The sequence below is a fragment of the Pedobacter borealis DSM 19626 genome, assembly GCF_000708285.2.
Taxonomy (GTDB): domain Bacteria; phylum Bacteroidota; class Bacteroidia; order Sphingobacteriales; family Sphingobacteriaceae; genus Pedobacter; species Pedobacter borealis.
The window spans coordinates 25026-47779 of the sequence record NZ_JAUG01000078.1; the positions used below are offsets into that span (position 1 = coordinate 25026).

Consider the following 22754-nt stretch of genomic DNA (forward strand, 5'->3'; position numbering starts at 1 on the left):
TAATATAAATTTTACCTGAAGCTTTATGCTTAACCATTTTCGCCTTTTGTTTAACTTGCGCCAAATTTTAAATGCCAACGGGATAAATGGAGTGGAAATATTTACTTTCGAATAAGAGATACGGACAAGAACAATATGGTGCCAGCACAGATCGGGCACGGTCTGATTTTCAGCGTGATTATGACCGGTTGATTTTTTCGTCTCCTTTTAGAAGGTTGCAGAACAAAACCCAGGTTTTCCCATTGCCAGGAAGTGTTTTTGTACATAACCGTTTAACGCATAGTTTAGAGGTTGCCAGTGTGGCCCGCTCCATGGCTAATATTTTTTTAAAAAGTGTAGAAGAGCAACAACCGCAACTGATTAAAGATGTTCCTTTAATTAACGAAGTGGGTAATATCGTGGCTGCCGCTGCGCTGGCGCATGATTTGGGAAACCCAGCCTTTGGGCACTCGGGAGAAGCAGCTATTTCACGATATTTTACCGATGGCGATGGGAAAGTTTATCAGAAAGAAATGAAGGAATCGCAGTGGCACGATTTAATTAATTTTGAAGGTAATGCAAATGCCATCCGGATCCTTACCCATCCGCTAAAAGGAAAAGGCAACGATGCTTATGCGTTAACCTATTCTACTTTGGCTTCGATTGCAAAATACCCTTGCGCCTCAATTGCGGGTAAACAAAAGGGAGTGCTGCACCGTAAGAAATACGGTTTCTTTCAATCAGAAGAAGAAACTTTTAAAAAGATCGCAGAAGAGCTCAATTTGGAGAAAGAAGAAGGCGAATACCTCATTTACAAGCGCCATCCTCTGGTTTATCTGGTTGAGGCTGCCGATGATATCTGTTACAGCATCATCGATTTGGAAGATGCACATCGCTTAAAGATACTTTCCTACGAGGAGGTAAAGAATTATCTGTTGCCTTTTGCCAACTCTACCACCATCGAAGATCGTTTGAAAAATGATTATGAAGACGACGATGCAAAAATCGGTCTGTTGAGGGCAAAAGCAATTAATACGTTAACCAACCAGTGTGCAGGTATATTTTTTAGGGAACAAGAAAAATTATTGAAAGGCGAGCTTAACCAAAGTTTAACCGATTTATTGCCCGAGCCCTATATTTCTGCCTGGAAAGCCGTAGAAAAAATTTCTGTTGAGCGTATCTACAATTTCTCGTCGGTTATACAGAAAGAGGTTGCCGGTTATAAAATTATGGCCGGTTTATTAGAAGAGTTTGTTCCTGCACTTATTCATAACAATACACACTATTATAAAAAACTGGTTAAACTTATTCCCAAACAATATCATACCGATTTGACTGATATTTATTCTATCATACAGAGCGTATTGGATTTCGTTTCGGGTATGACCGATTTGTACGCAGTTGATCTATACCGCAATATAAAGGGAATATCTTTTCCTTCGGAAACCTAAACTGTAGCTTTTGGGTAAAAAATATTCCCACTATACTTCTGCCAATTGAAGGAATTGGCATTTTGCTTCGATCGGGTTTAGGTGACCAAAATAGTGCTGCTATAATTGGAATAAACCCGACAGTAGCGAAAATCCTTTTTGTTGCTCCTTCGATAAACTCAGGAAGACGGGCACAAAAAGATTATAGCGAATGGCGGGGCTAGCGGAACCGAAGTACTACTAGCCCTGCTTTACTTATAATAAAAAAAAATGTCATCCTGAATTTTAATTCATTGCATAATCTTTAGTTTAAAGATCTCTCCGCTCCGCGTTGCTTCGGTCGAGATGACGATTTTTCTATTGAAGTCTGTCAATGGTGAGCTGTCGAAGGATTAAGTTATCTTCCCCGGCCATCATCCCATTTATTACGTTCGTCCTGCAGCTCACGGGCAAGTCTCATTTCTTTATCCTTTGCTTTTACTTTGTGTGCCTGAAATTCATCGGCCACTTCCTGGTAAAGCTCGGTTCTGTACTTCGCTTCGTGCCTTAATTTATCCGATTGGAAAATTACAAAGGCCAAACCTACCCCCAGTACAATGATAATAGCCCAAACAATGGTATTATAGGTGCCTTTATTGAAGGATATGCCTAAAAATTTAATTTCGTTAACGGCTGCATTGGCATTAGCCAGCGAACTTTCTTTTCCATTTACTTCGCCTTTTAAGCTCGAAATGTTATCGGCCTGTGCTTTAATTTCCTGACGGGCTTCTTGCAGCTGCTTGCGTTCTTTTCTTAGTGTATCACTAACGCTTTTCCATAAGGACGATAACCGTGATGGATTGATCAGTCTTGCGCCGTTGAAGCTTTTAGATTTCTTTAACATGAACTGATACTGGCCATTTAGAGATGGATCGGTATTTTTCGTAGTGTCTGGTAAAGTTTGCCCAAACGCAACGTTTAAAAATAGCATAGCGCCTAAAAACAATAGGGTGTGTTTAATTTTCTGCATAGTTTAAATATAGGTGTTAGAATGTAAAACTACATTTTTATCTATTTTCCGGTTAATAAATTTTGTTTAAGGTTTTGGCAAATCGATAAAATTGTTTTGGTTTAACATTCTAAATAACAATTTTATCTAAGTTTTATTATAAATTTATTTGCGATAGGTTACATTTGTTTCATGCAAATAGGAATTATTGGTTTGGGCGATATGGGCAAATTGTATGCACTATCGTTCATAAACGCTGGTTATAAGGTATGTGGGGCAGATATGCCCTTACGTTTTACAGATTTAAAAAATGAGCTGGAACCTAAAGGAATCGAAGTTTTAATCGATGGCCATGAGGTTGCCCGTAAATCAGACTTTATTATCTATTGCGTTGAAGCCGAAAAAATTGATGAGGTGGTAGCTGCTTTTGCCCGCTCAACAAAATATGGTGCCATAGTTGCCGGACAAACCTCGGTTAAACATCCTGAAATTGCTGCTTTCGAAAAACACCTTCCAGAGGATACCCAGATTGTAACCTGCCATTCTTTGCATGGTCCGGCATTTAGTCCGGAAGGGCAAACACTTGTAGTGGTACGTCACCGTGCTACAGATGCTGTTTATGCTAAAGCTTTAGAAATTTATAAATCTTTAAAATCGAACATTATTGAAATGGACGATTATAGGGAGCACGACCGCATTGTGGCCGATACACAGGCGGTAACACACATGGGGTTCGAAAGCATGGGCTCAGCATGGAAAAATGCGGGTTTTTTCCCCTGGGATAATCCAGCATATGCGGGTGGAATCGATAACGTGAAAATTTTGACCACGCTGAGAATTTTTAGTTACAAATCGCACATTTATGCTGGTTTGGCCATTTTAAATCCTTATGCTCAGAAACAGGTAAAATATTATGCACAGGCCGAATCGGAACTGTTTAAGCTGATGATCTGCGAGAATGAGGCGGAGTTTAGGGAAAAGATTTATGCGGCCCGAGATTTCGTTTTTCATGAAAGCCGTTCGCTTTTACTGTTGGATGATAACATCATGAAAGAATTCAGCCTATCGGATGCCAGCCATAAACAGAAACCAAATTCGCATTTAAGTTTGCTGAGCATGGTATATGCCTGGTATAAAATGGGCGTAAACCCTTACGATAACCTGATCTGCCAAACGCCACCTTTTAAATTGAGGCTGGGCATTGCCGAATATCTTTTCAAAAATGAAGCAATGCTAGAGGAGTCGATTAATACTGCTTTATATGATAAATCTATCCGTGGTGATGATTTAGAATTCCACACCGCGGTGCACGAATGGGCATCGATTATTGGCTATGGCGATTTAAAAGGTTACAAAGAACATTTCGAAGCGGCCAAATCATTCTTTGCCAACCGTTTAAATGATGGAAGAGATTTAAGTGCGGAAATGATTAAGCGATTAGGCAAGTAACTATTAGGGATGAAGATCATTCTGAATAAACCTGAGCTGGTTTCGTTGTTGCAACAACAATTAATAGAGATAGAAATACTTTGTGGGGAGTACGATAAAGGAACTGATGTTGTTATTCCGGCAATTGCCGAAAAAATCGTCGTGATTTTCCATAACTCCGATCAAGCAAAAGCATTGGTAAGTCAGCTTAAATTAAGTCATCTCGATATGTATTGCAGTTCGCAGATTTATGATTTCAAGAGCCTTACTAATTTTATCGGCTTGTTGAAACTGGCACATCGTGCCGGAAAGGGGGTGGGCGTATGTTGCTGGGTTAGACCGTTCTGTTTTAGTAAGGGTATCGCAAGAAAACTGGTGGAACAATAAAAAAGTGATTGTTGATTCGGACGGGATTGCTTTTACGAGGGCTAAAATAATTAAATCGTTGGCCAGTTCCAGTTCATTGTTGCTTAATACTTCAGGCTGGACGGTAAAAGATGCCGAAGGCAACAAATCAACTATCGACCCAATACCCGAAACTGTTCGGCAAATTGCTTTCGAACTACTTGAAAGTTTTCGGGCTGTTGATTTAAATAAGGAAAGTAAGCTTCATTACAAGTCATAGTTAATGGTTGAATTTTGAACGAGAGAATTATTGAATGGGCAGATGCTATATTCACTCATTCAATCATTGCTTCAAAATTCTATTTACCCATATAACATATAGACTTTATTTTATTCCCTTAATTCTTCGTTTACCCAAAAAGAGTGCATTATATTTGCCCGCATGTCGGTATTGCTGTTTACCATTATCATTTTATTAGGTGCTTTTTTAGCCGGATTATTGGGCTCGCTGACGGGCTTGGGTGGGGGAGTAATTATTATTCCATTGCTCACTTTAGCTTTAGGGGTTGATATCCATTATGCTATAGGTGCATCAATTGTTTCTGTTATTGCCACCTCTTCGGGTTCGGCAGCAGCTTATGTAAAAGAAGGGATTACCAATATCCGAATTGGGATGTTTTTAGAAATCGCTACCACAATAGGAGCGGTGTGCGGTGCAATTGTGGCCGTTTATCTCAATGCTAATTATATTGCTATTCTATTTGGTTGTATCCTGATTTTTTCGGCCATCATGACGCTAAAGAAAAAGGTAGATCATACTACTTTAGACAATACCGATAAATGGGCCAATTTTTTTAAACTCAATGGATCTTATCCGGATAAAGGGGTAGATCATCCATATGCGGTAAAGCATGTTCCGGGTGGTTTTTTAATGATGCTTTTTGCCGGAACATTATCGGGTTTGCTGGGTATTGGGAGTGGGGCATTAAAAGTAATCGCGATGGATAACATTATGCGTTTGCCATTTAAGGTATCAACAACAACCAGTAATTTTATGATGGGGGTTACTGCTGCTGCCAGTGCTGTGGTTTATCTGCACCGTGGTCAGATTGATCCTGGAATCGCCATGCCGGTTTGTATTGGTGTTTTAACCGGCGCAAACATTGGTTCTAAAATATTGTTGAAAACGAATACCGGGAAACTAAAAATTGTATTTGCTGTAGTGATTGCTTTTTTAGCACTCCAGATGATATATAAAGGAATAAGCGGCTTATAATGAATACTGCAGAAAAGGAAAAGATAAACGACAAAGATATTCAGCTAATTCTGGGTACACTTTTGCGTGCAGGTGTAATCATTTCGATGAGTATTGTGTTAATAGGCGGCGCCATTTTCCTGATCCATAACAAAGGCGCTATTATAGATTATAAAGTTTTTAAACCCGAGCTAAGCAAGTTTTCTTCCATAGTAGCCATATTTAAGGGGGTATCTACTTTTCAGGGCGATGCCATTGTGCAGTTTGGAATCCTGATGCTCATTTTTACGCCGATAGCACGCATTGTTTTCGCCATTTTTAGCTTTTTAATCGAACGAGATTACCTATATGTACTGATCGGATTTATCATTTTGGCGATAATAACCATCAGTTTAAATGGCGGTTTAGCGCATTAAACTGCTTTTAAGATTATTTTATCAAAAAATTTTTAAGATTTGGTTTTAAACGCTTAAAATTGTGTTCAAAAAAATCTAATGGCAAAATCTGGAAAAGTCGTTCAATTGTTTCAAAAACCTGAAAATTTTATAAAAACCCGTGCTAGGGAATTACAACTTGGGAAGTGTTACATCACTTTCGATTGGGAGGAAACAGGCCTTGCAAACACATTGGTTAGCCGCAAACATACTAATGGGAATTTTACCTTAGGTATATATCTTGTGGATCTGAAATGTTTAGGGGTTAAGGATACTACTTTTAAGTTCAATGTATCAGAAGAAGAACTGGAAGATTTTGTAGATTACATACAGGGTGGTGAAATAGAGTATAATAAGTTACATAACATCATCTATGGTGCGGAAGCTTTTGCTAATGATTGTGGCTTTAAGCCGCATAAAGATTGGGCAATAACCCAATTTATTCTTGAAGAAGATGATGATAGCATTCCGTTAATTGATATAGAATTCGGAGAAGGTGGCGTTCCGGCCTATTATGTTGGACCTAACGACAATCCCGCAAAAGTAAATCAAATATTGGCCACATTAGACAAAAATTTGGGGTCTGGTAATTATCTATTTTCTAGTGATGATAATGAGTTTGAAGATGATGAATTATTATCAGATGGCAACTCAGAAAAAAGTTTTAAGCAAATCTATTTTACTTTAACAGGAGCATATAATAATTTGGTGAGTGAGAAGGGCGCATTTAATTTAGATGAAAACCTTTTGGACGAGATTTTAAATGAAATTGTGGGAGCTAATTCTTATAGTATTGATGATTACCTTGAAGAAGAAATAACCGAGTGTGTTGATTTGCATGAGTCTGTTTTTGAAGAAAAATCAGACGAGAGTATCGCTCACATACAAGTTCTTTTAGCCGAAAACCCGAGTAACCCTTATCTGTATTTAGAATTGTTTTTACAATATAAATTGGCACGCCTTAACCACGAGGCCGATGAACTAGCCAAAAAAGGAATGGGGCTCTTTCCTGATTTTTTATACCTAAGAATTTTTGTTGCGCATGCTGCAATGGTAGATAAAGAATTAGATAGAGGACTTAAATTATTAAACAATCAATATTATCTTAATCAAGCCTTTCCACAAAGAACAGCTTTTTCTGAGGGTGAATTTATGTTTTTTTATTCGGCATTATGCCACTATTTTGTGGAGAAAGGTGATTTTAAAAATGCAATTGTCTGTAGTGATCGGCTAATAGATGACATATTTGCATACGAGTGTAATGAAAATGCGATATTTTGTGTTATGCAAGCAGTTAAAGAAGAAATGAAAGGTCAATAAAAATAGCCTATATAATCTGCATAATCAAGGGCTATTTGAACGTAAAAATGCAGCTAAAGTACTTTTAATCAAATTTGTAAGTGTTGGTTTAAGCAATGCTCTAGCACATTAACATCTCTTTTTTAGTTAAATCCCATCATATCAGCAATTTATTTGAAAAAATATTTGGCTAACTATTTGAAAATTAATATTTCTTGCCTATCTTTGCCGTCCCTTTCGGGGGATGTACAACCACCTTGAACGAAGCCCTACTGCTTCGATGGGTGTTAAAAAGAAAAGATAAAATGTCAGGAATTATTGGAAAAAAAGTAGGAATGACCAGTATCTTTGATGCCGAAGGAAGAAACATTCCTTGTACGGTAATCGAGGCTGGACCTTGTGTAGTTACACAGGTAAAAACCGAAGAAGTAGATGGTTATTCATCAATCCAGTTGGGTTACGATGAGAAAAAAGAGAAAAACACAACTCAACCATTGAAAGGCCATTTCGCGAAAGCAAACACAACTCCGAAACGCAAGCTGGTAGAATTCGATTCGTTTACAACTTCACTTAATTTAGGTGATGTAGTAACGGTTGATTCTTTCGCAGAAGGCGATTTTGTTGATGTTGTAGGTACCTCAAAAGGTAAAGGTTTTCAAGGTGTTGTAAAACGCCACGGATTTGCCGGTGTTGGTATGCAGACTCACGGTCAGCATAACCGTTTACGTGCCCCAGGTTCATTGGGAGCATCGTCATTCCCTTCACGTGTATTCAAAGGAATGCGCATGGCTGGAAGAACAGGTGGAGACAGGGTAAAAGTTCAGAACTTACAAGTTTTGAAAGTTTATGCTGAGCAAAACTTATTAGTAGTTAGTGGTTCCATTCCAGGAGCTAAAGGTTCTTACGTAATCTTAGACAAGTAATCAGATGGAAGTTAAAGTATTAAACATTTCAGGTAAAGAAACAGGTGCCAAGGTGCAACTTCCTGAATCGGTATTTGGTATCGAGCCTAACGACCACGCGATTTATTTAGATGTAAAACAGTATTTGGCTAACCAACGTCAAGGTACTCACAAATCTAAACAACGTAATGAGATTGCTGGTTCAACTCGTAAACTATACAAACAAAAAGGTACAGGTGGTGCCCGTGCTGGTAGCATTAAATCTCCGTTATTTAACGGTGGTGGTCGTGTTTTCGGTCCTCAGCCACGTGATTATAGCTTTAAATTGAACAAGAAATTAAAATCATTAGCACGTAAATCTGCTTTGGCTTATAAAGCGAAAGACAACAACGTGGTAGTTTTAGAAGATTTCAACTTCGATACAGCTAAAACTAAAAACTATACAAGTTTATTGGCTGCGTTAAACGTAGGTACTCAAAAAACTTTATTGGTTTTACCTGCGCAAAATAATAATATCTATTTATCAAGCAGAAACATTCAGAAAACTAAAGTAATCTCGGCAGCAGATTTAAATACTTATGATGTATTAAACGCTGGTGTACTTGTGTTAACTGCTGATTCTGTTAAAACTTTGGAGGAGGCGTTTGCCAAATAATATGGAAATTTTAAAAAAACCAATATTAACCGAAAAAGCTTCAGCTTTAACTGAGAAATCTAACCGTTTCACATTTAGCGTTAACCACAAGGCTAACAAAATCCAGATTAAACAAGCAATTGAGAAATTGTACGGTGTAACCATCGTTGCAGTTAACACAATGGTTGTTGATGGAAAAGCTAAATCTCGTTACACTAAAGCAGGTTTTGTATCTGGCCGTAGCCCGAAATACAAAAAAGCAATCGTAACGTTAAAAGACGGCGAAACAATAGATTATTACGCAACCCTTTAATTTAATAATTCATTATAACTATGGGCTTAAGAAAATTTAAACCAGTTACTCCAGGTACCCGCTTCAGAGTTGGTGCTAGTTTTACGGAGATTACAGCAACCAAGCCCGAAAAATCATTGGTTGTATCATCAAAAAAGTCTGGTGGACGTAACAACACAGGAAAAATGACTATGCGCTACATGGGCGGTGGTCACAAAAAATCATATCGTTTAATCGACTTCAAACGCGATAAATTCGATATTCCTGCAACAGTAGCTACTGTTGAATACGATCCAAACCGTACTGCCCGCATCGCATTATTACACTATGCAGATGGCGAGAAGCGTTATATCATCGCTCCTGAAGGATTGCAAGTTGGTTCGGTATTATTATCGGGCGACAAAGCAACACCAGAAGTAGGTAACACTTTAAAATTATCGAACATTCCATTAGGTTCTATCGTACACAACGTAGAGATCCATCCTGGAAAAGGAGCACAATTAGCTCGTAGTGCAGGTGCTTACGCACAATTAGCTGCCCGCGATGGTAAATATGCTACTTTAAAAATGCCTTCAGGCGAAACCCGTTTAATCTTGACTACTTGTCTTGCTACTATCGGTGCTGTATCTAACTCAGATCATGCAAACGAAGTATTAGGTAAAGCTGGTCGTAAACGTTGGTTGGGCCGTCGTCCGAGAACTAGACCGGTAGCGATGAACCCTGTCGATCACCCAATGGGTGGTGGTGAAGGTAGATCATCAGGTGGTCACCCACGTTCAAGAAATGGTGTTTTAGCTAAAGGCTTCAAAACCAGAGAACTTAAAAAATATTCTAATCGTTACATCATAGAGAGAAGGAAGAAATAATGGCTCGTTCGATAAAAAAAGGACCTTATATTGACCATAACGTAGAGAAAAAAGTAAACTCTATGAATGATTCAGGCAAAAAGTCTGTAATCAAAACTTGGTCTCGCAGATCAATGATATCACCAGATTTCGTGAATCATACATTTGCTGTACACAACGGAAATAAATTTATCCCTGTGTACGTAACAGAAAACATGGTTGGTCACAAGTTGGGAGAATTTGCTCCAACCAGAACATTCAGAGGACACGCTGAAAAGAAAAAATAATTAGACAATGGAAGCAATAGCAAAATTAAACAATTGTCCAACCTCACCGCGTAAGATGCGTTTGGTTGTAGATCTTATCAGAGGTGAACGTGTAGAAAAAGCATTAAGCATTTTAAAGTTTACCAATAAAGAAGCAGCAATAAGAGTTGAGAAATTATTATTATCTGCTATCAAAAACTGGGAATCTAAAAATGAAGGTGCTCGCCCTGAAGAAAACCAACTTTTTGTAAAAACAGTTATGGTTGATGGTGGCCGTCAGTTGAAACGCTTACGTCCAGCTCCTCAAGGCCGTGGATATAGAATTCGTAAACGTTCTAACCACGTAACGCTGATTGTAGATAGTAAAAGTACAGAAACAACTCAAAACTAATTTTAGGAAATGGGACAAAAAGCAAATCCAATAGGTAACAGGTTAGGTATCATCAAAGGATGGGATTCTAACTGGTTCGGTGGCAACAACTACTCCGATAAATTAGTTGAAGATGAGAAAATAAGAAAATACCTTTCTGCCCGTATCGCTAAAGGCGGTGTTGCAAAAGTAGTAATCGAGCGTACGTTAAAACGTATCACGGTAACTATCCACACAGCTCGTCCAGGTATCGTAATCGGTAAAGCAGGTGCTGAGGTTGATAAAATTAAAGAAGAGTTAAAGAAATTAACTAAAAAGGAAATTCAAATTAACATCTTCGAAATTAAACGCCCAGAGCTTGATGCACAATTAGTTGCAGAAGGTGTTGCAAAACAATTAGAAGCAAGGATCTCATTCCGTAGAGCAATGAAATCTTCTATCGCATCAACCATGCGTATGGGTGCTGAGGGTATCAAAATCATGACTTCTGGTCGTTTAGGTGGTGCTGAGATGGCACGTACTGAGCAGTACAAAGAAGGAAGAGTGCCTTTGCATACATTCCGTGCTGATATCGACTACGCTTTAGCTGAAGCCTTAACTACTTATGGTAAAATAGGTGTTAAAGTTTGGATCTGTAAAGGTGAGGTTTATGGAAAACGTGATTTGTCTCCAAACATTGGTGCAACAAACAACGGTCCAAAAGGCGCATCAGATAAACCAGCTTTCGGTGGAAGAGATAACCGTGGTGGTGGAAGAGATAACCGTGGCGGTGGTAACGACAGACGTGGTGGAAACCAAGGCGGTGGTCGTGGTCCAGGCCAAGGTGGTGCAAACAGAGGTGGTGGCGCAGGCGCTAACAGAGGTCCTCGTAAATAATTGATTTATTAACATCGTTTAACGATTAGAACAAAATAAAATGTTACAGCCAAAAAGAACGAAGTTCAGGAAGATGCAAAAAGGCAGAATGAAGGGTTTAGCTTCTCGTGGAGCTGAGTTAGCATTCGGATCTTTCGGTATCAAATCTCTAGAAGCTACTTGGATCACAAGTCGTCAGATAGAGGCTGCCCGTATTGCCGTAACTCGTTTCATGAAACGTGAAGGCCAAGTATGGATCAGGATCTTCCCGGACAAACCGGTAACTAAAAAACCTGCTGAGGTACGTATGGGTAAAGGTAAAGGTGCTCCTGAGTATTGGGTAGCAGTTGTAAGACCAGGACGCGTAATTTTCGAAGCTGAAGGTGTGCCTTTAGAAGTTGCTAAAGAAGCATTGCGTTTAGCAGCTCAGAAATTACCGATCCAAACCAAATTCGTAGTACGTAGAGATTACGTAGAAGCATAGTAAAGTGTTGAGGTGAATGTTGTAAATACTTGTTTATTATAACCGCTACACTCAACGTAAAAGAAAAAGAAAAATGAAAAATTCAGAAATCACAGGGCTTTCAAAAGAAGAATTAGTAGCTAAGATTGCGGAAGAAAAAGAGAACTTATCAAAATTGAAGTTCGCTCACACTATTTCAGCTATCGAAAATCCTTCACGCATTGCAAAAGTAAGGAAAGACATAGCCCGTTTAAACACTGCGTTGACTAAAGTGAAAAACACTGAGTCAGCTACTGAAACTAAATAATTTGAGAGTCGACATGGAAAGACAATTAAGAAAAACAAGAACCGGGTTAGTGGTAAGCAACAAGATGGATAAATCTGTTGTAGTGAGCGTGGAACGTAAAGTAAAACACCCGATTTATGGTAAGTTCGTAAAGAAAACTACCAAATTTATGGCTCACGACGAGAAAAACGAATGCGGTATCGGTGATACAGTATTGATTATGGAAACTCGTCCTTTGAGTAAAAACAAGAACTGGAGATTGGTACAAATTTTAGAAAGAGCTAAATAAGATGGTACAACAGGAATCGAGATTAAACGTTGCTGATAACAGCGGCGCAAAAGAAGTATTAGTAATTCGCGTGCTAGGTGGAACCGGCAAACGTTATGCTTCAATTGGTGATAAAGTAGTTGTTACCGTAAAAAGCGCGTTACCTTCAGGTAACATTAAAAAAGGTACAGTTTCTAAAGCAGTTGTTGTAAGAACTAAAAAAGAAATCCGTCGTAAAGATGGTTCTTATATCCGTTTTGACGATAATGCTGCTGTATTATTGAACGCACAGGATGAGCCAAGAGGTACACGTATCTTTGGCCCGGTTGCGAGAGAACTACGTGAAAAACAATTCATGAAAATTGTATCATTAGCACCGGAGGTATTATAAAATGGGAAACAAAGTAAATACACCATCAAAACTTAAAATCCGCACAGGAGATTTAGTTAAAGTCATTGCTGGCGATTCAAAAGGTCAACAAGGAAAAGTACTTTCAGTACTTATAGATAAAAACAGAGCCATTGTGGAAGGCATTAACTTAGTATCTAAACATACTAAACCAAATGCTGCTAATCCAAACGGTGGTATTATTAAAAAAGAAGCTGCTCTTCACATTTCTAACTTGATGTTGGTTGATCCAAAATCTGGTAAAGCTACCCGCGTAGGTCGTAAACTTAACGCAGATGGTAAATTAGTTAGAGTTGCTAAAATTTCAGGAGAGGAGATTAAATAATGGCTACACCTAGATTAAAAAGCAAATACAAAGAAGAAGTTGTAAATGCACTAAAAGAAAAATTTCAGTACAAAACTGTAATGCAGGTTCCTAAATTGGAAAAAATCTGTATCAATCAGGGTGTTGGTCGTTTTTCTGTTACTGATAAGAAAATTATGGATACCACTATCGTTGAGTTGACTACCATTACTGGTCAGCAAGCGGTTCCGGCAAATTCAAAGAAAGATATCTCTAACTTTAAATTACGTAAAGGTATGCCAGTAGGTGTGCGTGTTACGCTACGCGATAACAACATGTACGAGTTCTTAGATCGTTTGATCTCTGTAGCTTTGCCTCGTATCCGCGATTTCAAAGGTATTAATGATAAAGGATTTGATGGAAAAGGTAACTATACATTAGGTGTTACTGAGCAAATCATCTTCCCTGAGATTAATATCGATAAAATCAATAAAATTTTAGGTATGGATATAACTTTCGTAACTTCGGCAAAATCTGACGTTGAAGCGCTTGAGTTATTGAAACAATTCGGATTACCATTTAAAAATCAAAAAACAGCAGAATAATGGCAAAAGAAGGTGTAAAAGCACGCGAAGTTAAGCGCCAAAAATTGGTAGCTAGATACGCTGAAAAACGTGCAGTATTAAAAGCTGCAGGAGATTTCGAGGGTTTAGATAAATTACCTAAAAACTCATCTCCGGTACGTTTACACAACCGTTGTAAATTAACTGGTCGCCCTCGCGGATATATGCGTACCTTTGGTATTTCAAGGGTAACGTTCCGCCAGATGGCACTAGACGGTAAAATACCAGGTGTTAAAAAAGCATCTTGGTAATGCAACTAGTATAAAGTATTTAGTATCAAGTATCAAGACCAGATTGGTTTTTTGATACTTGATACTTATGTCTATATACTAAAAAAAAGAATTTTAACCGGTAGCAGGTCCCACAGCTGGGTAGCAGAAGGAAACCACTATCAAAAACAATAAAAAATGAATACAGATCCAATAGCAGATTATTTAACAAGAGTAAGGAATGCCATTAAGGCCAACCACCGTGTTGTAGAAATTCCTGCATCAAACCTTAAAAAAGAAATTACTAAAGTTCTTTTTGACAAAGGTTACATCGCGAACTACAAGTTTGAAGATACTACAGTTCAAGGCACCATTAAAATTGCTTTGAAATACAATCCAATTACTAAAGTTCCTGCTATTCGTACATTAGTGCGAGTAAGTAAACCAGGTTTGAGAAACTATGCTGGTGTTGAAAATATGCCAAGAGTATTAAACGGTTTAGGTATCGCAATCTTATCTACTTCTAAAGGTGTAATGACCGATAAAGAAGCAGCCAAATTAAACATTGGTGGTGAGGTATTGTGTCACGTTTATTAATATTAGGAGAACAGCACAATGTCAAGAATAGGAAAAGCCCCAATTACAATCCCTGCAGGTGTTACAATTACCGTATCAAAAGATAACGTAGTAACTGTAAAAGGTCCTAAAGGTGAATTAACTCAAGCAGTTGATACAGATATCACTGTAAGTCAGGAAGACGGAATTTTAACAGTTCAACGTCCTTCAGAACAAAAGAAACACAAAGCATTACACGGTTTATATCGCTCATTGCTTAACAACATGGTTGTTGGTGTTACAGAAGGTTATAAATTAACTCAAGAATTAGTAGGTGTTGGTTACCGTGCTACAAACCAAGGTAATACACTAGATCTAGTTTTAGGTTATTCTCACCATTATGTATTTCAGTTACCAGAAGAGATTAAAGTAACTACATCTTCAGAAAAAGGTCAAACGCCTAAAATCATTTTAGAAAGTATTGACAAACAATTGATCGGTCAGGTAGCAGCGAAAATCCGTTCGTTACGTGCACCAGAGCCATATAAAGGTAAAGGTATCAAGTTTGTAGGTGAAGTGTTAAGAAGAAAAGCAGGTAAATCAGCATCTAAAAAATAGTAATCATGGCAGGTAAAAAATTATCAAGAAGAGATCGTATTAAAAAAGGGATCAGAAAAAGACTTACCGGTTCGGAAGAACGTCCAAGGTTATCTGTATATAGAAGCAATAAAGGGATTTATGCGCAGGTAATTAACGATGTAACCGGTAAAACAATAGCATCAGCATCATCATTATCGAAAGATTTTACTGGTACTGGAAACAAAAGCGATCAGTCGGTTGCGGTAGGCAAATTAGTTGCCGAAAAAGCAATCGCTGCAGGTGTTAAAGAAGTTGTTTTCGATAGAAATGGCTATTTATACCACGGTCGTGTAAAATCGTTGGCAGAGGGTGCCCGCGAAGCTGGTTTAGTATTTTAATCTGAAGAAAAAGTAAGATGTCAACTATTAATATAAAAAGAGTAAAAACCACCGATATCGAATTAAAGGATCGTTTGGTTAGTATACAACGCGTTGCCAAAGTAACCAAAGGTGGCCGTACTTTCAGCTTCTCAGCAATTGTTGTTGTAGGTGATGAAAACGGTGTTGTTGGTTTCGGTTTAGGTAAAGCGAAAGAGGTAACTGAAGCAATCGCTAAAGGTGTGGATGATGCTAAAAAGAACTTGGTAAAAGTTCCAATTTTAAACGGTACTGTTCCTCACGAGCAAATCGGTAAATTCTCAGGTGGTTTTGTTTTAATCAAACCAGCTGCAGTAGGTACCGGAGTAATTGCTGGTGGTGCGATGCGTGCTGTATTAGAGAGTGCTGGCGTGCATAACGTATTGGCAAAATCTAAAGGATCATCTAACCCACACAACGTGGTAAAAGCAACTGTTGATGCATTAACTAAAATGCGTGATGCTTATACAGTAGCTCAAACTCGTGGTATAGATTTAAACAAAGTATTTAACGGATAATATCATGGCTAAGATCAAAATAACACAAGTAAAAAGCGTTATCGACAGAAGCGAGCGCCAAAAAAGAACCGTTCAGGCTTTGGGTTTATCTAAAATGAACCAAAGTGTTGAGGTTGAAGCTACTCCACAAATTATCGGTATGGTTCGCAAAGTGAACCATTTGGTAGCAATCGAAGCAATCTAGTAAAAGTTTTAAAGGTAGTATGGGTAAAAGCCGGTACTACCTTTATATATGTTTAATCGTTGTACCTGTTTAGTGAAAGCGAAGGGCAACACAAATTCAAAAAAATGAATTTAAGTAATTTAAAACCTGCAGTAGGTTCTACAAAAAACAGCAAAAGAATTGGTCGTGGTACAGGTTCTGGTCGTGGCGGTACTTCAACTCGTGGTCACAAAGGTGCGGGTTCTCGTTCAGGTCACAAAACCAAAATCGGTTTCGAAGGTGGTCAAATGCCTTTACAACGTCGTGTGCCTAAAGTTGGTTTCAAACCAATCAACCGTACAGAATATGTTGGTGTAAACTTAGATGTTTTACAAGCTTTAGCTGAAAAACACAGCTTAACAACTATCGATTTCGCTGCTTTACAAGCACATGGTTTAGCTTCTAAAAACGACTTGGTTAAAATTTTAGGTCGTGGTGAAGTTAAAGCAAAGCTAGAAATTACAGCACATGCGTTCTCTGCAACCGCACAAAAAGCTATTGAAGCTGCAGGTGGTTCTATTGTAAAATTGTAATTATTAAATGAAGAAGCTATTTACTACTTTAAGTAATATCTGGAAAATTCAGGAATTAAAAGAGCGTATATTGTTTACGCTCTTAATTCTTTTGGTATACCGTTTCGTATCTCACGTGGTTTTACCAGGTGTAGATCCAACTGCTTTAGGCAATAACGAAAAATCAGGAATCTTAGGCTTACTAGATATGTTTGCCGGAGGTTCTTTCTCTCGTGTGTCTATTTTAGCGTTGGGGGTAATGCCTTATATCTCTGCATCGATTGTGGTGCAACTATTGGGTATTGCTGTTCCTTCTTTCCAAAAAATGCAGAAAGAGGGCGAAAGTGGTAGAAAGAAAATGAACCAGATTACCCGTTACCTAACGGTAGCGATCACAATCGTTCAATCTGTTGGTTACGTTAAAACGCAAGTTCCCGCAGAAGCTATTTTATTGCCAAATACTTTATTCTTAGTGTTATCTACGTTTGTATTAACAGCAGGTACATTATTTGTAATGTGGTTGGGCGAAAAAATTACTGATAAAGGTATTGGTAACGGTACATCACTAATCATTATGGTTGGTATTATTGCCCGTTTACCAGTTGCAATTTCTCAAGAATTTAGTGCACGTGTAGGCTCATCTAGTGAAGGTGGAGGCCCGGTTGCATTGGTTTTAGAGATCGTTGCATTATTTGCTGTGGTAATGTTTACCATTTTAATTGTTCAAGGTGTACGTAAAGTACCTGTACAGTACGCAAAGAAAATAGTTGGTAACCGCCAGTTTGGTGGTGTCCGTCAGTACATTCCTTTAAAGGTAAATGCTGCTGGTGTTATGCCGATCATTTTCGCTCAAGCGTTAATGTTTATTCCAGGTGCTTTAATGCAGTTTGTTCCTTCATTACAAGGTTCTTGGTTGATCCAGTTCAGCAACACAACTTCGTTGGCTTATAGCTTAACGTTCGCATTTTTAATTATCGCATTTACTTTCTTCTATACTGCAATTACAGTTAATCCGACTCAAATGAGCGACGATATGAAGAAAAACGGTGGTTTTATCCCAGGCGTTAAACCGGGTTTTGCAACATCAACTTTTATTGATGATGTAATTTCTAAAATCACTTTCCCAGGTGCAGTATTTTTAGCGATCATTGCTATTTTACCTTCGTTAGCGGTTAAGTTCGGCATTAAACAAGAGTTTGCGCACTTCTTCGGTGGTACTTCTTTATTGATTTTAGTTGGTGTTGTATTGGATACTTTACAGCAGATCGAAAGTTATTTATTGATGCGCCATTACGATGGTTTGATGAAAACGGGTAGAGTTACTGGCAGAACAGGCGTTCCTGCTGCAAGTAGCAACGCAGCGTTGTAGTGTAACGAATGTCTAAAATTTATTACAAATCTCTTGAGGAGATCGAGTTAATAAGAGAAAGTTCCATGCTTGTTTCTAAAACTTTGGTCGAAGTGGCCAAGGTGATAAAAGCAGGCATGACTACTATTCAGTTAGATAAACTAGCCTACGAGTTTATAAGTGACCATGGAGCGATTCCGGCATTTTTAAACTATAATGGTTTCCCTAATTCTTTATGTATTTCGCCAAATGAACAGGTTGTTCATGGTTTTCCAAGCGAATACGTAATCCAGGAAGGCGATTTAATTTCAGTTGATTGTGGGGTAATTAAAAACAATTACTTTGGCGATTCGGCCTATACTTTCTCTATCGGAGAAATTGATGCCGAAAAACAGAAGTTGGTTGAGGTTACTAAACGTTGCCTGGAATTGGGGATAGAAAAAGCTGTTGTTGGTATGCGTATCGGTGATATCGGTTTCGCTGTTCAGCAGTATGCAGAAGCTAATGGATTTGGTGTAGTAAGAGAGCTTGTTGGGCACGGTGTTGGTGTAAAACTTCATGAGAAACCAGAAGTTCCGAATTATGGGAAACGTGGTGCAGGGCCAAAACTTGAAGAAGGAATGGTAATTGCGATAGAACCCATGATCAATGCAGGCGTGGCCGGTGTTAAATTCCATAACGATGGATGGACGGTAACCAGTAAAGACAATAAACCATCGGCACATTTTGAACACACAGTAGCCGTAAAAAAGGGCAAAGCAGATGTTTTATCAACGTTTTCTATAATAGAAGAAGTTTTACAACAAAAAAAATAAATAATTAAAATTTTTTATTTAATTTTGCAACCCTGTTTAGAAGCAGCTAATTAAGTAACAATCAATAAAATATGGCTAAACAAGCCTCAATTGAACAAGACGGAGTAATAAGAGAAGCATTATCCAATGCGATGTTCCGGGTAGAACTCGAGAACGGGCATGAGATTATTGCGCATATTTCAGGAAAGATGAGGATGCACTACATCAAAATTCTTCCTGGAGATAAAGTTAAATTGGAAATGTCTCCTTATGATTTAACAAAGGGACGCATTACTTATAGATACAAATAAAATGAAAGTTAGATCATCAATTAAAAAACGTAGCGCTGATTGTAAGATTATTCGCCGTAAAGGTAAACTTTACGTAATCAACAAGAAAAATCCTAAATACAAGCAACGTCAAGGGTAATTAAAAATATTGTAATGAACCGCACAACGGTGGCCCGCCGTTCGGAGTTACTCAAAAAATAAATAAATATGGCAAGGATTTCAGGTATTGATTTACCAAGAAACAAAAGAGGAGAGATCGGTTTAACCTATATCTACGGAATTGGCAGAACAACTGCACAACGTATATTAACTACAGCAGGTATCGACTTGAACAAAAAAGTACAAGACTGGTCTGATGATGAGTTATCAGCTATCCGTACAATGATTAACGATGAGATTAAAGTAGAAGGTGCTTTACGCTCAGAGGTTCAGTTAAACATCAAACGTTTAATGGATATTGGTTGTTACCGTGGTTTACGTCACAGAAAAGGTTTACCTTCTCGTGGTCAACGTACTAAAAACAACTCACGTACTCGTAAGGGTAAGAGAAAAACAGTTGCTAACAAGAAAAAAGCTACTAAGTAATAGATAGATATGAGATATGAGATTTTAGATGTGAGCACCATATCTTTAAAATCTGCTCAAATCTGGAATAAAAGATAAAAAGTAGGATACTGAGTGTCGGGGTAGAGAAAGTCTCATATCTCAAGTCTCATATCTAAAATCTAAAAGATAAAATGGCTAAGAGTAAAAAAGTAACAAAAAAACGTATCGTTGTAATTGAGTCTGTTGGTCAGGCGCATATCAATGCTACTTTCAACAACATTATCGTTACCTTAACAAACAACAACGGACAGACTATTTCATGGTCTTCTGCTGGTAAAATGGGCTTTAAAGGTTCTAAAAAGAACACACCATATGCGGCTGGTCAAGCAGCTTCAGATTGTGGTAAAGTTGCGTTTGATTTAGGTTTACGTAAAGTTGAAGTATTTGTAAAAGGTCCGGGTTCAGGTCGTGAATCTGCAATCAGAACTTTGCAAGTAGCAGGTATCGAAGTAACATCTATTAAAGATATTACTCCACTTCCTCACAACGGATGTCGTCCTCCTAAAAAGAGAAGAGTTTAATTAATTTTAAAGCTAAGAATCTCCAGCTTCAGGTTGGATGATACTTTAAAACAGAAAAAAAAATGGCAAGATATACAGGCCCAAAATCAAAAATCGCCCGTAAATTCAGAGAACCAATCTTCGGTCCTGATAAGGTGTTAGACAGAAAAAATTATCCTCCTGGGCAACATGGCTCATCAAAAAGAAGAGGAAAACAATCTGAATATGCTATCCAGTTAATGGAGAAACAAAAAGTAAAATATACTTATGGTGTATTAGAAAAACAATTCAGTAACTTGTTTAAAAAAGCATCTTCTCGTGCTGGTATTACCGGTGATAACTTACTTCAGTTATTAGAAGCACGTTTAGATAACACAGTTTACCGTTTAGGTATTTCAACAACCCGTTCTGGTGCACGCCAGTTAGTTAGCCATAAACACGTTACCGTGAATGGTGAAGTTGTAAATATCCCTTCATATCAGTTAAAAGCTGGTGATGTGGTTGCTGTTCGTGAAAAATCTAAATCTTTAGAATCAATTAGTAACTCAGTTGCAGGTAGAACTATTAATAAGTTTGCTTGGTTAGAGTGGAACGCTGGTGAATTAACTGGTAAATTCTTAACTTACCCTCAACGTGATGAGATTCCTGAAAATATCAAGGAAAACTTAATCATCGAGTTGTACTCAAAGTAATAAATGAACTAGTTAATTACCTCAAAAGGGTAATTAACTTTTTTCATGTTACTATATATTCAATAACGAATTTAAAAAAATATAAATGGCAATTTTAGCATTTCAGAAACCAGACAAAGTGATCATGCAGAAATCAACCGATTTCGATGGCACATTTGAATTTCGTCCTTTAGAGCCCGGTTTCGGTGTAACAATTGGTAATGCCTTAAGAAGAATTTTACTTTCTTCATTAGAAGGTTATGCTATTACTACTATTCGTTTTTCAGGCGTATCTCACGAATTTTCTACAATGAAAGGTGTTGTGGAAGATTTAACTGATATTATCTTAAACTTAAAACAAGTTCGTTTTAAGAAAACAGGTGATTCAGGTGATTCTGAAAAAGTTTTCATCATCGTTAATGGTCAAGATCAGTTTAAAGCTGGTGATATCACTAAATTCTCTAACAACTTTACAGTTTTAAACCCTGAGCATGTAATTTGCAATATGGATAAATCTGTTACTTTGGAAGTGGAATTAACCATCAATAAAGGACGTGGTTATGTACCTGCTGAAGAAAATAAAGTTGCTGATGCTGTTGTAGGTGTAATCGCAATCGATTCGATTTATACTCCAATGAAAAATGTAAAATACACGATCGAAAACTTTCGTGTTGAGCAAAAAACGGATTATGAAAAATTGGTTTTAGATATCTCTACTGACGGTTCAATTCATCCAGAAGAAGCATTAAAAGAAGCGGCTAAAATCCTTATCCAACACTTTATGTTATTCTCTGATGAGAATTTAGTATTAGAATCTCAAGCTAAAGAAGAAACTAAAGAAGTTGATGAGGAAATTTTACATATGCGTAAAATCCTTAAAACTGAATTGGTTGATATGGATCTTTCAGTTAGAGCATTAAACTGCTTAAAAGCTGCTGATATCCGTACTTTAGCTGATTTAGTTTCTTACGATGTTGCTGATATGTTAAAATTCAGAAACTTCGGTAAAAAATCTTTAACAGAGATCCAGGAATTAGTAAAATCAAAAGGTTTATCATTTGGTATGAACCTGTCTAAATTTAAATTAGACGAAGAATAAATCGCCACGCGCTTAGCGCAAAGCGTTCAACAAATTATTATTTCACAGTGTATAATTCCCTCAGCTTAATTGCAACGAGACGGTATACACTCAATTAAAAAACAATGAGACACGGTAAAAAAGTAAACCACTTAGGTAGAACCGCAAGCCACAGAAAGGCGATGTTAGCTAACATGGCTTCATCACTTATTTTGCACAAAAGAATTACAACAACTTTAGCTAAAGCTAAAGCTTTACGTACTTATGTTGAGCCAATTATCACTAAATCAAAAAATGATACTACTCACTCACGTCGTACAGTATTTGCTTATTTACAAGATAAAGAAGTAGTAACAATCTTATTCCGCGAAATTGCTGAGAAAGTTGCAAACCGTCCAGGTGGTTACACTCGTATCATTAAATTAAACAACCGTTTAGGTGATAACGCTGAAATGGCTTTAATTGAATTGGTAGACTACAATACAGTTTACGGTAAAGATGCAGAGGTTAAAGAAGAGAAGAAAACAACTCGTCGTGGTAGAAGTAAAGCTACTGCTGCACCTAAAGCTGCTGAAGCGAAAGCCGAAGTTGCCGAAGAAGTTGCTCCTGCTGAAGAAGCTCCTGCTACTGAAGAACCAAAAGGAGAATAATTTTATTCACCTTAAGATCAAAAAGTCCTGTTCGAAAGAGCAGGACTTTTTTTGTGGTGGTGCGCCGGGCATGGCAATCGACTATAGGGTTAGAGTCCCGAACACGCTTTGCAGTAGGAAGTGCTAGCTAGAGACAAGGGTGTCGTGGGCGACTGCGAATCTGAAGGAAGTC

The 22754-nt window shown here is 37.8% G+C and carries 37 protein-coding genes; 36 read left to right on the plus strand and 1 reads right to left on the minus strand.

Annotation, left to right across the window (positions count from 1 at the left end; genetic code table 11):
- Positions 1 to 86: 86 nt before the first annotated feature.
- Positions 87 to 1430, plus strand: a complete 1344-nt coding sequence (locus AW17_RS17800; RefSeq protein WP_029278639.1) for a deoxyguanosinetriphosphate triphosphohydrolase — start codon at positions 87 to 89, stop codon at positions 1428 to 1430.
- A 376-nt stretch (positions 1431 to 1806) separates the two neighbouring features.
- Here AW17_RS17800 and AW17_RS17805 read toward each other — a convergent pair whose 3' ends face one another.
- Complete coding sequence (locus AW17_RS17805) at positions 1807 to 2418, minus strand: hypothetical protein (RefSeq protein WP_029278640.1); 612 nt, start codon at positions 2416 to 2418, stop codon at positions 1807 to 1809.
- A gap of 171 nt (positions 2419 to 2589) precedes the next feature.
- Between AW17_RS17805 and AW17_RS17810 the strand changes: the two genes are divergently transcribed.
- The 35 genes from AW17_RS17810 to rplQ all read left to right on the plus strand — a co-directional run bounded on the left by AW17_RS17810 (position 2590) and on the right by rplQ (position 22582).
- The gene (locus AW17_RS17810; RefSeq protein WP_029278641.1) at positions 2590 to 3846 is read left to right on the plus strand and encodes a prephenate dehydrogenase; all 1257 of its coding nucleotides are present in this window, start codon (positions 2590 to 2592) and stop codon (positions 3844 to 3846) included.
- A gap of 9 nt (positions 3847 to 3855) precedes the next feature.
- The gene (locus AW17_RS24270) at positions 3856 to 4212 is read left to right on the plus strand and encodes a hypothetical protein (protein ID WP_157280351.1); all 357 of its coding nucleotides are present in this window, start codon (positions 3856 to 3858) and stop codon (positions 4210 to 4212) included.
- A gap of 4 nt (positions 4213 to 4216) precedes the next feature.
- Positions 4217 to 4450 (plus strand): hypothetical protein, encoded by a 234-nt coding sequence (locus tag AW17_RS17815; RefSeq protein WP_157280352.1) that lies wholly within the window; start codon positions 4217 to 4219, stop codon positions 4448 to 4450.
- A gap of 162 nt (positions 4451 to 4612) precedes the next feature.
- Positions 4613 to 5446: a sulfite exporter TauE/SafE family protein gene (locus AW17_RS17820; protein ID WP_029278643.1), complete on the plus strand. Its 834-nt coding sequence runs from the start codon at positions 4613 to 4615 to the stop codon at positions 5444 to 5446.
- Positions 5446 to 5841, plus strand: a complete 396-nt coding sequence (locus tag AW17_RS17825; protein WP_029278644.1) for a DUF1634 domain-containing protein — start codon at positions 5446 to 5448, stop codon at positions 5839 to 5841. Before AW17_RS17820 ends, AW17_RS17825 begins: the two co-directional genes overlap by 1 nt.
- A gap of 78 nt (positions 5842 to 5919) precedes the next feature.
- Entirely contained in the window at positions 5920 to 7179 is a 1260-nt protein-coding gene (locus tag AW17_RS17830) for a tetratricopeptide repeat protein (protein ID WP_029278645.1), read from the plus strand.
- Between the two features lie 284 nt (positions 7180 to 7463).
- The gene (rplC, locus tag AW17_RS17835; protein WP_029278646.1) at positions 7464 to 8081 is read left to right on the plus strand and encodes a 50S ribosomal protein L3; all 618 of its coding nucleotides are present in this window, start codon (positions 7464 to 7466) and stop codon (positions 8079 to 8081) included.
- A 4-nt stretch (positions 8082 to 8085) separates the two neighbouring features.
- The gene (gene rplD / locus AW17_RS17840; RefSeq protein WP_029278647.1) at positions 8086 to 8715 is read left to right on the plus strand and encodes a 50S ribosomal protein L4; all 630 of its coding nucleotides are present in this window, start codon (positions 8086 to 8088) and stop codon (positions 8713 to 8715) included.
- A 1-nt stretch (position 8716) separates the two neighbouring features.
- Entirely contained in the window at positions 8717 to 9007 is a 291-nt protein-coding gene (rplW, locus tag AW17_RS17845) for a 50S ribosomal protein L23 (RefSeq protein ID WP_029278648.1), read from the plus strand.
- Between the two features lie 20 nt (positions 9008 to 9027).
- Complete coding sequence (rplB, locus tag AW17_RS17850) at positions 9028 to 9852, plus strand: 50S ribosomal protein L2 (RefSeq protein WP_029278649.1); 825 nt, start codon at positions 9028 to 9030, stop codon at positions 9850 to 9852.
- Entirely contained in the window at positions 9852 to 10118 is a 267-nt protein-coding gene (rpsS, locus tag AW17_RS17855; RefSeq protein ID WP_010599906.1) for a 30S ribosomal protein S19, read from the plus strand. Before rplB ends, rpsS begins: the two co-directional genes overlap by 1 nt.
- Before the next feature lie 7 nt (positions 10119 to 10125).
- The gene (gene rplV / locus AW17_RS17860) at positions 10126 to 10488 is read left to right on the plus strand and encodes a 50S ribosomal protein L22 (RefSeq protein WP_029278650.1); all 363 of its coding nucleotides are present in this window, start codon (positions 10126 to 10128) and stop codon (positions 10486 to 10488) included.
- Positions 10489 to 10497: 9 nt separating this feature from the next.
- Complete coding sequence (rpsC, locus tag AW17_RS17865; protein ID WP_029278651.1) at positions 10498 to 11343, plus strand: 30S ribosomal protein S3; 846 nt, start codon at positions 10498 to 10500, stop codon at positions 11341 to 11343.
- 40 nt (positions 11344 to 11383) lie between these two features.
- Positions 11384 to 11806 carry a 50S ribosomal protein L16 gene (gene rplP / locus AW17_RS17870; RefSeq protein WP_010599903.1) on the plus strand — a complete coding sequence of 141 codons (423 nt, stop codon included), beginning with the start codon at positions 11384 to 11386 and terminating at the stop codon, positions 11804 to 11806.
- A gap of 73 nt (positions 11807 to 11879) precedes the next feature.
- Positions 11880 to 12092: a 50S ribosomal protein L29 gene (gene rpmC / locus AW17_RS17875; protein WP_029278652.1), complete on the plus strand. Its 213-nt coding sequence runs from the start codon at positions 11880 to 11882 to the stop codon at positions 12090 to 12092.
- 13 nt (positions 12093 to 12105) lie between these two features.
- Positions 12106 to 12360 (plus strand): 30S ribosomal protein S17, encoded by a 255-nt coding sequence (gene rpsQ, locus AW17_RS17880; protein ID WP_010599901.1) that lies wholly within the window; start codon positions 12106 to 12108, stop codon positions 12358 to 12360.
- Position 12361: 1 nt separating this feature from the next.
- Complete coding sequence (gene rplN, locus AW17_RS17885; RefSeq protein WP_010599900.1) at positions 12362 to 12730, plus strand: 50S ribosomal protein L14; 369 nt, start codon at positions 12362 to 12364, stop codon at positions 12728 to 12730.
- A 1-nt stretch (position 12731) separates the two neighbouring features.
- On the plus strand, positions 12732 to 13073 hold the full coding sequence (gene rplX, locus AW17_RS17890) for a 50S ribosomal protein L24 (protein WP_029278653.1): 342 nt from the start codon (positions 12732 to 12734) through the stop codon (positions 13071 to 13073).
- Positions 13070 to 13636: a 50S ribosomal protein L5 gene (gene rplE / locus AW17_RS17895; RefSeq protein ID WP_086547740.1), complete on the plus strand. Its 567-nt coding sequence runs from the start codon at positions 13070 to 13072 to the stop codon at positions 13634 to 13636. Before rplX ends, rplE begins: the two co-directional genes overlap by 4 nt.
- Complete coding sequence (gene rpsN / locus AW17_RS17900) at positions 13636 to 13905, plus strand: 30S ribosomal protein S14 (protein ID WP_025145214.1); 270 nt, start codon at positions 13636 to 13638, stop codon at positions 13903 to 13905. Before rplE ends, rpsN begins: the two co-directional genes overlap by 1 nt.
- A 156-nt stretch (positions 13906 to 14061) precedes the next feature.
- A complete protein-coding gene (gene rpsH / locus AW17_RS17905; protein WP_010599896.1) occupies positions 14062 to 14460 on the plus strand; it encodes a 30S ribosomal protein S8 in 399 nt (132 codons plus the stop codon).
- 18 nt (positions 14461 to 14478) lie between these two features.
- Positions 14479 to 15036 carry a 50S ribosomal protein L6 gene (gene rplF / locus AW17_RS17910; protein WP_029278654.1) on the plus strand — a complete coding sequence of 186 codons (558 nt, stop codon included), beginning with the start codon at positions 14479 to 14481 and terminating at the stop codon, positions 15034 to 15036.
- 5 nt (positions 15037 to 15041) lie between these two features.
- Entirely contained in the window at positions 15042 to 15395 is a 354-nt protein-coding gene (rplR, locus tag AW17_RS17915; RefSeq protein WP_029278655.1) for a 50S ribosomal protein L18, read from the plus strand.
- A 17-nt stretch (positions 15396 to 15412) separates the two neighbouring features.
- A complete protein-coding gene (rpsE, locus tag AW17_RS17920; protein WP_010599893.1) occupies positions 15413 to 15931 on the plus strand; it encodes a 30S ribosomal protein S5 in 519 nt (172 codons plus the stop codon).
- Positions 15932 to 15935: 4 nt separating this feature from the next.
- Positions 15936 to 16115 carry a 50S ribosomal protein L30 gene (rpmD, locus tag AW17_RS17925; protein ID WP_010599892.1) on the plus strand — a complete coding sequence of 60 codons (180 nt, stop codon included), beginning with the start codon at positions 15936 to 15938 and terminating at the stop codon, positions 16113 to 16115.
- A 104-nt stretch (positions 16116 to 16219) separates the two neighbouring features.
- The gene (gene rplO / locus AW17_RS17930; RefSeq protein WP_025145210.1) at positions 16220 to 16666 is read left to right on the plus strand and encodes a 50S ribosomal protein L15; all 447 of its coding nucleotides are present in this window, start codon (positions 16220 to 16222) and stop codon (positions 16664 to 16666) included.
- A gap of 7 nt (positions 16667 to 16673) precedes the next feature.
- Positions 16674 to 18014 (plus strand): preprotein translocase subunit SecY, encoded by a 1341-nt coding sequence (gene secY, locus AW17_RS17935; RefSeq protein WP_029278656.1) that lies wholly within the window; start codon positions 16674 to 16676, stop codon positions 18012 to 18014.
- A gap of 8 nt (positions 18015 to 18022) precedes the next feature.
- Positions 18023 to 18808: a type I methionyl aminopeptidase gene (gene map, locus AW17_RS17940; RefSeq protein WP_029278657.1), complete on the plus strand. Its 786-nt coding sequence runs from the start codon at positions 18023 to 18025 to the stop codon at positions 18806 to 18808.
- 71 nt (positions 18809 to 18879) lie between these two features.
- Entirely contained in the window at positions 18880 to 19098 is a 219-nt protein-coding gene (gene infA / locus AW17_RS17945) for a translation initiation factor IF-1 (RefSeq protein ID WP_010599888.1), read from the plus strand.
- 1 nt (position 19099) lies between these two features.
- Positions 19100 to 19216: a 50S ribosomal protein L36 gene (rpmJ, locus tag AW17_RS23780; RefSeq protein ID WP_010599887.1), complete on the plus strand. Its 117-nt coding sequence runs from the start codon at positions 19100 to 19102 to the stop codon at positions 19214 to 19216.
- Between the two features lie 68 nt (positions 19217 to 19284).
- On the plus strand, positions 19285 to 19662 hold the full coding sequence (gene rpsM / locus AW17_RS17950) for a 30S ribosomal protein S13 (RefSeq protein WP_010599886.1): 378 nt from the start codon (positions 19285 to 19287) through the stop codon (positions 19660 to 19662).
- A 152-nt stretch (positions 19663 to 19814) separates the two neighbouring features.
- Positions 19815 to 20204 (plus strand): 30S ribosomal protein S11, encoded by a 390-nt coding sequence (gene rpsK / locus AW17_RS17955; protein ID WP_025145207.1) that lies wholly within the window; start codon positions 19815 to 19817, stop codon positions 20202 to 20204.
- Between the two features lie 62 nt (positions 20205 to 20266).
- Positions 20267 to 20875, plus strand: a complete 609-nt coding sequence (rpsD, locus tag AW17_RS17960) for a 30S ribosomal protein S4 (protein ID WP_029278658.1) — start codon at positions 20267 to 20269, stop codon at positions 20873 to 20875.
- Positions 20876 to 20960: 85 nt separating this feature from the next.
- Positions 20961 to 21953 (plus strand): DNA-directed RNA polymerase subunit alpha, encoded by a 993-nt coding sequence (locus AW17_RS17965; RefSeq protein ID WP_025145205.1) that lies wholly within the window; start codon positions 20961 to 20963, stop codon positions 21951 to 21953.
- A gap of 104 nt (positions 21954 to 22057) precedes the next feature.
- The gene (gene rplQ / locus AW17_RS17970) at positions 22058 to 22582 is read left to right on the plus strand and encodes a 50S ribosomal protein L17 (protein ID WP_029278659.1); all 525 of its coding nucleotides are present in this window, start codon (positions 22058 to 22060) and stop codon (positions 22580 to 22582) included.
- Positions 22583 to 22754: the final 172 nt, after the last annotated feature.

Excerpts from the sequence above, each read along its gene's own strand:
- AW17_RS17825 (WP_029278644.1), top strand. The coding sequence starts at position 5,446 with ATGAATACTGCAGAAAAGGAAAAGATAAACGACAAAGATATTCAGCTA.
- rplX (WP_029278653.1), top strand. The coding sequence starts at position 12,732 with ATGGGAAACAAAGTAAATACACCATCAAAACTTAAAATCCGCACAGGA.
- rpmD (WP_010599892.1), top strand. The coding sequence starts at position 15,936 with ATGGCTAAGATCAAAATAACACAAGTAAAAAGCGTTATCGACAGAAGC.
- rplC (WP_029278646.1), top strand. The coding sequence starts at position 7,464 with ATGTCAGGAATTATTGGAAAAAAAGTAGGAATGACCAGTATCTTTGAT.
- rplP (WP_010599903.1), top strand. The coding sequence starts at position 11,384 with ATGTTACAGCCAAAAAGAACGAAGTTCAGGAAGATGCAAAAAGGCAGA.
- rplO (WP_025145210.1), top strand. The coding sequence starts at position 16,220 with ATGAATTTAAGTAATTTAAAACCTGCAGTAGGTTCTACAAAAAACAGC.
- rplV (WP_029278650.1), top strand. The coding sequence starts at position 10,126 with ATGGAAGCAATAGCAAAATTAAACAATTGTCCAACCTCACCGCGTAAG.
- AW17_RS17800 (WP_029278639.1), top strand. The coding sequence starts at position 87 with ATGGAGTGGAAATATTTACTTTCGAATAAGAGATACGGACAAGAACAA.
- AW17_RS17830 (WP_029278645.1), top strand. The coding sequence starts at position 5,920 with ATGGCAAAATCTGGAAAAGTCGTTCAATTGTTTCAAAAACCTGAAAAT.
- rplB (WP_029278649.1), top strand. The coding sequence starts at position 9,028 with ATGGGCTTAAGAAAATTTAAACCAGTTACTCCAGGTACCCGCTTCAGA.
- AW17_RS17965 (WP_025145205.1), top strand. The coding sequence starts at position 20,961 with ATGGCAATTTTAGCATTTCAGAAACCAGACAAAGTGATCATGCAGAAA.
- rpsH (WP_010599896.1), top strand. The coding sequence starts at position 14,062 with ATGAATACAGATCCAATAGCAGATTATTTAACAAGAGTAAGGAATGCC.
- rplD (WP_029278647.1), top strand. The coding sequence starts at position 8,086 with ATGGAAGTTAAAGTATTAAACATTTCAGGTAAAGAAACAGGTGCCAAG.
- rpmC (WP_029278652.1), top strand. The coding sequence starts at position 11,880 with ATGAAAAATTCAGAAATCACAGGGCTTTCAAAAGAAGAATTAGTAGCT.
- rplQ (WP_029278659.1), top strand. The coding sequence starts at position 22,058 with ATGAGACACGGTAAAAAAGTAAACCACTTAGGTAGAACCGCAAGCCAC.
- rpmJ (WP_010599887.1), top strand. The coding sequence starts at position 19,100 with ATGAAAGTTAGATCATCAATTAAAAAACGTAGCGCTGATTGTAAGATT.
- AW17_RS17805 (WP_029278640.1), bottom strand. The coding sequence starts at position 2,418 with ATGCAGAAAATTAAACACACCCTATTGTTTTTAGGCGCTATGCTATTT.
- rpsS (WP_010599906.1), top strand. The coding sequence starts at position 9,852 with ATGGCTCGTTCGATAAAAAAAGGACCTTATATTGACCATAACGTAGAG.
- rpsC (WP_029278651.1), top strand. The coding sequence starts at position 10,498 with ATGGGACAAAAAGCAAATCCAATAGGTAACAGGTTAGGTATCATCAAA.
- rplR (WP_029278655.1), top strand. The coding sequence starts at position 15,042 with ATGGCAGGTAAAAAATTATCAAGAAGAGATCGTATTAAAAAAGGGATC.
- rpsN (WP_025145214.1), top strand. The coding sequence starts at position 13,636 with ATGGCAAAAGAAGGTGTAAAAGCACGCGAAGTTAAGCGCCAAAAATTG.
- rpsK (WP_025145207.1), top strand. The coding sequence starts at position 19,815 with ATGGCTAAGAGTAAAAAAGTAACAAAAAAACGTATCGTTGTAATTGAG.
- rplW (WP_029278648.1), top strand. The coding sequence starts at position 8,717 with ATGGAAATTTTAAAAAAACCAATATTAACCGAAAAAGCTTCAGCTTTA.
- map (WP_029278657.1), top strand. The coding sequence starts at position 18,023 with ATGTCTAAAATTTATTACAAATCTCTTGAGGAGATCGAGTTAATAAGA.
- AW17_RS24270 (WP_157280351.1), top strand. The coding sequence starts at position 3,856 with ATGAAGATCATTCTGAATAAACCTGAGCTGGTTTCGTTGTTGCAACAA.
- infA (WP_010599888.1), top strand. The coding sequence starts at position 18,880 with ATGGCTAAACAAGCCTCAATTGAACAAGACGGAGTAATAAGAGAAGCA.
- AW17_RS17820 (WP_029278643.1), top strand. The coding sequence starts at position 4,613 with ATGTCGGTATTGCTGTTTACCATTATCATTTTATTAGGTGCTTTTTTA.
- rpsD (WP_029278658.1), top strand. The coding sequence starts at position 20,267 with ATGGCAAGATATACAGGCCCAAAATCAAAAATCGCCCGTAAATTCAGA.
- AW17_RS17810 (WP_029278641.1), top strand. The coding sequence starts at position 2,590 with ATGCAAATAGGAATTATTGGTTTGGGCGATATGGGCAAATTGTATGCA.
- secY (WP_029278656.1), top strand. The coding sequence starts at position 16,674 with ATGAAGAAGCTATTTACTACTTTAAGTAATATCTGGAAAATTCAGGAA.
- rpsE (WP_010599893.1), top strand. The coding sequence starts at position 15,413 with ATGTCAACTATTAATATAAAAAGAGTAAAAACCACCGATATCGAATTA.
- rplN (WP_010599900.1), top strand. The coding sequence starts at position 12,362 with ATGGTACAACAGGAATCGAGATTAAACGTTGCTGATAACAGCGGCGCA.
- rpsQ (WP_010599901.1), top strand. The coding sequence starts at position 12,106 with ATGGAAAGACAATTAAGAAAAACAAGAACCGGGTTAGTGGTAAGCAAC.
- rpsM (WP_010599886.1), top strand. The coding sequence starts at position 19,285 with ATGGCAAGGATTTCAGGTATTGATTTACCAAGAAACAAAAGAGGAGAG.
- rplF (WP_029278654.1), top strand. The coding sequence starts at position 14,479 with ATGTCAAGAATAGGAAAAGCCCCAATTACAATCCCTGCAGGTGTTACA.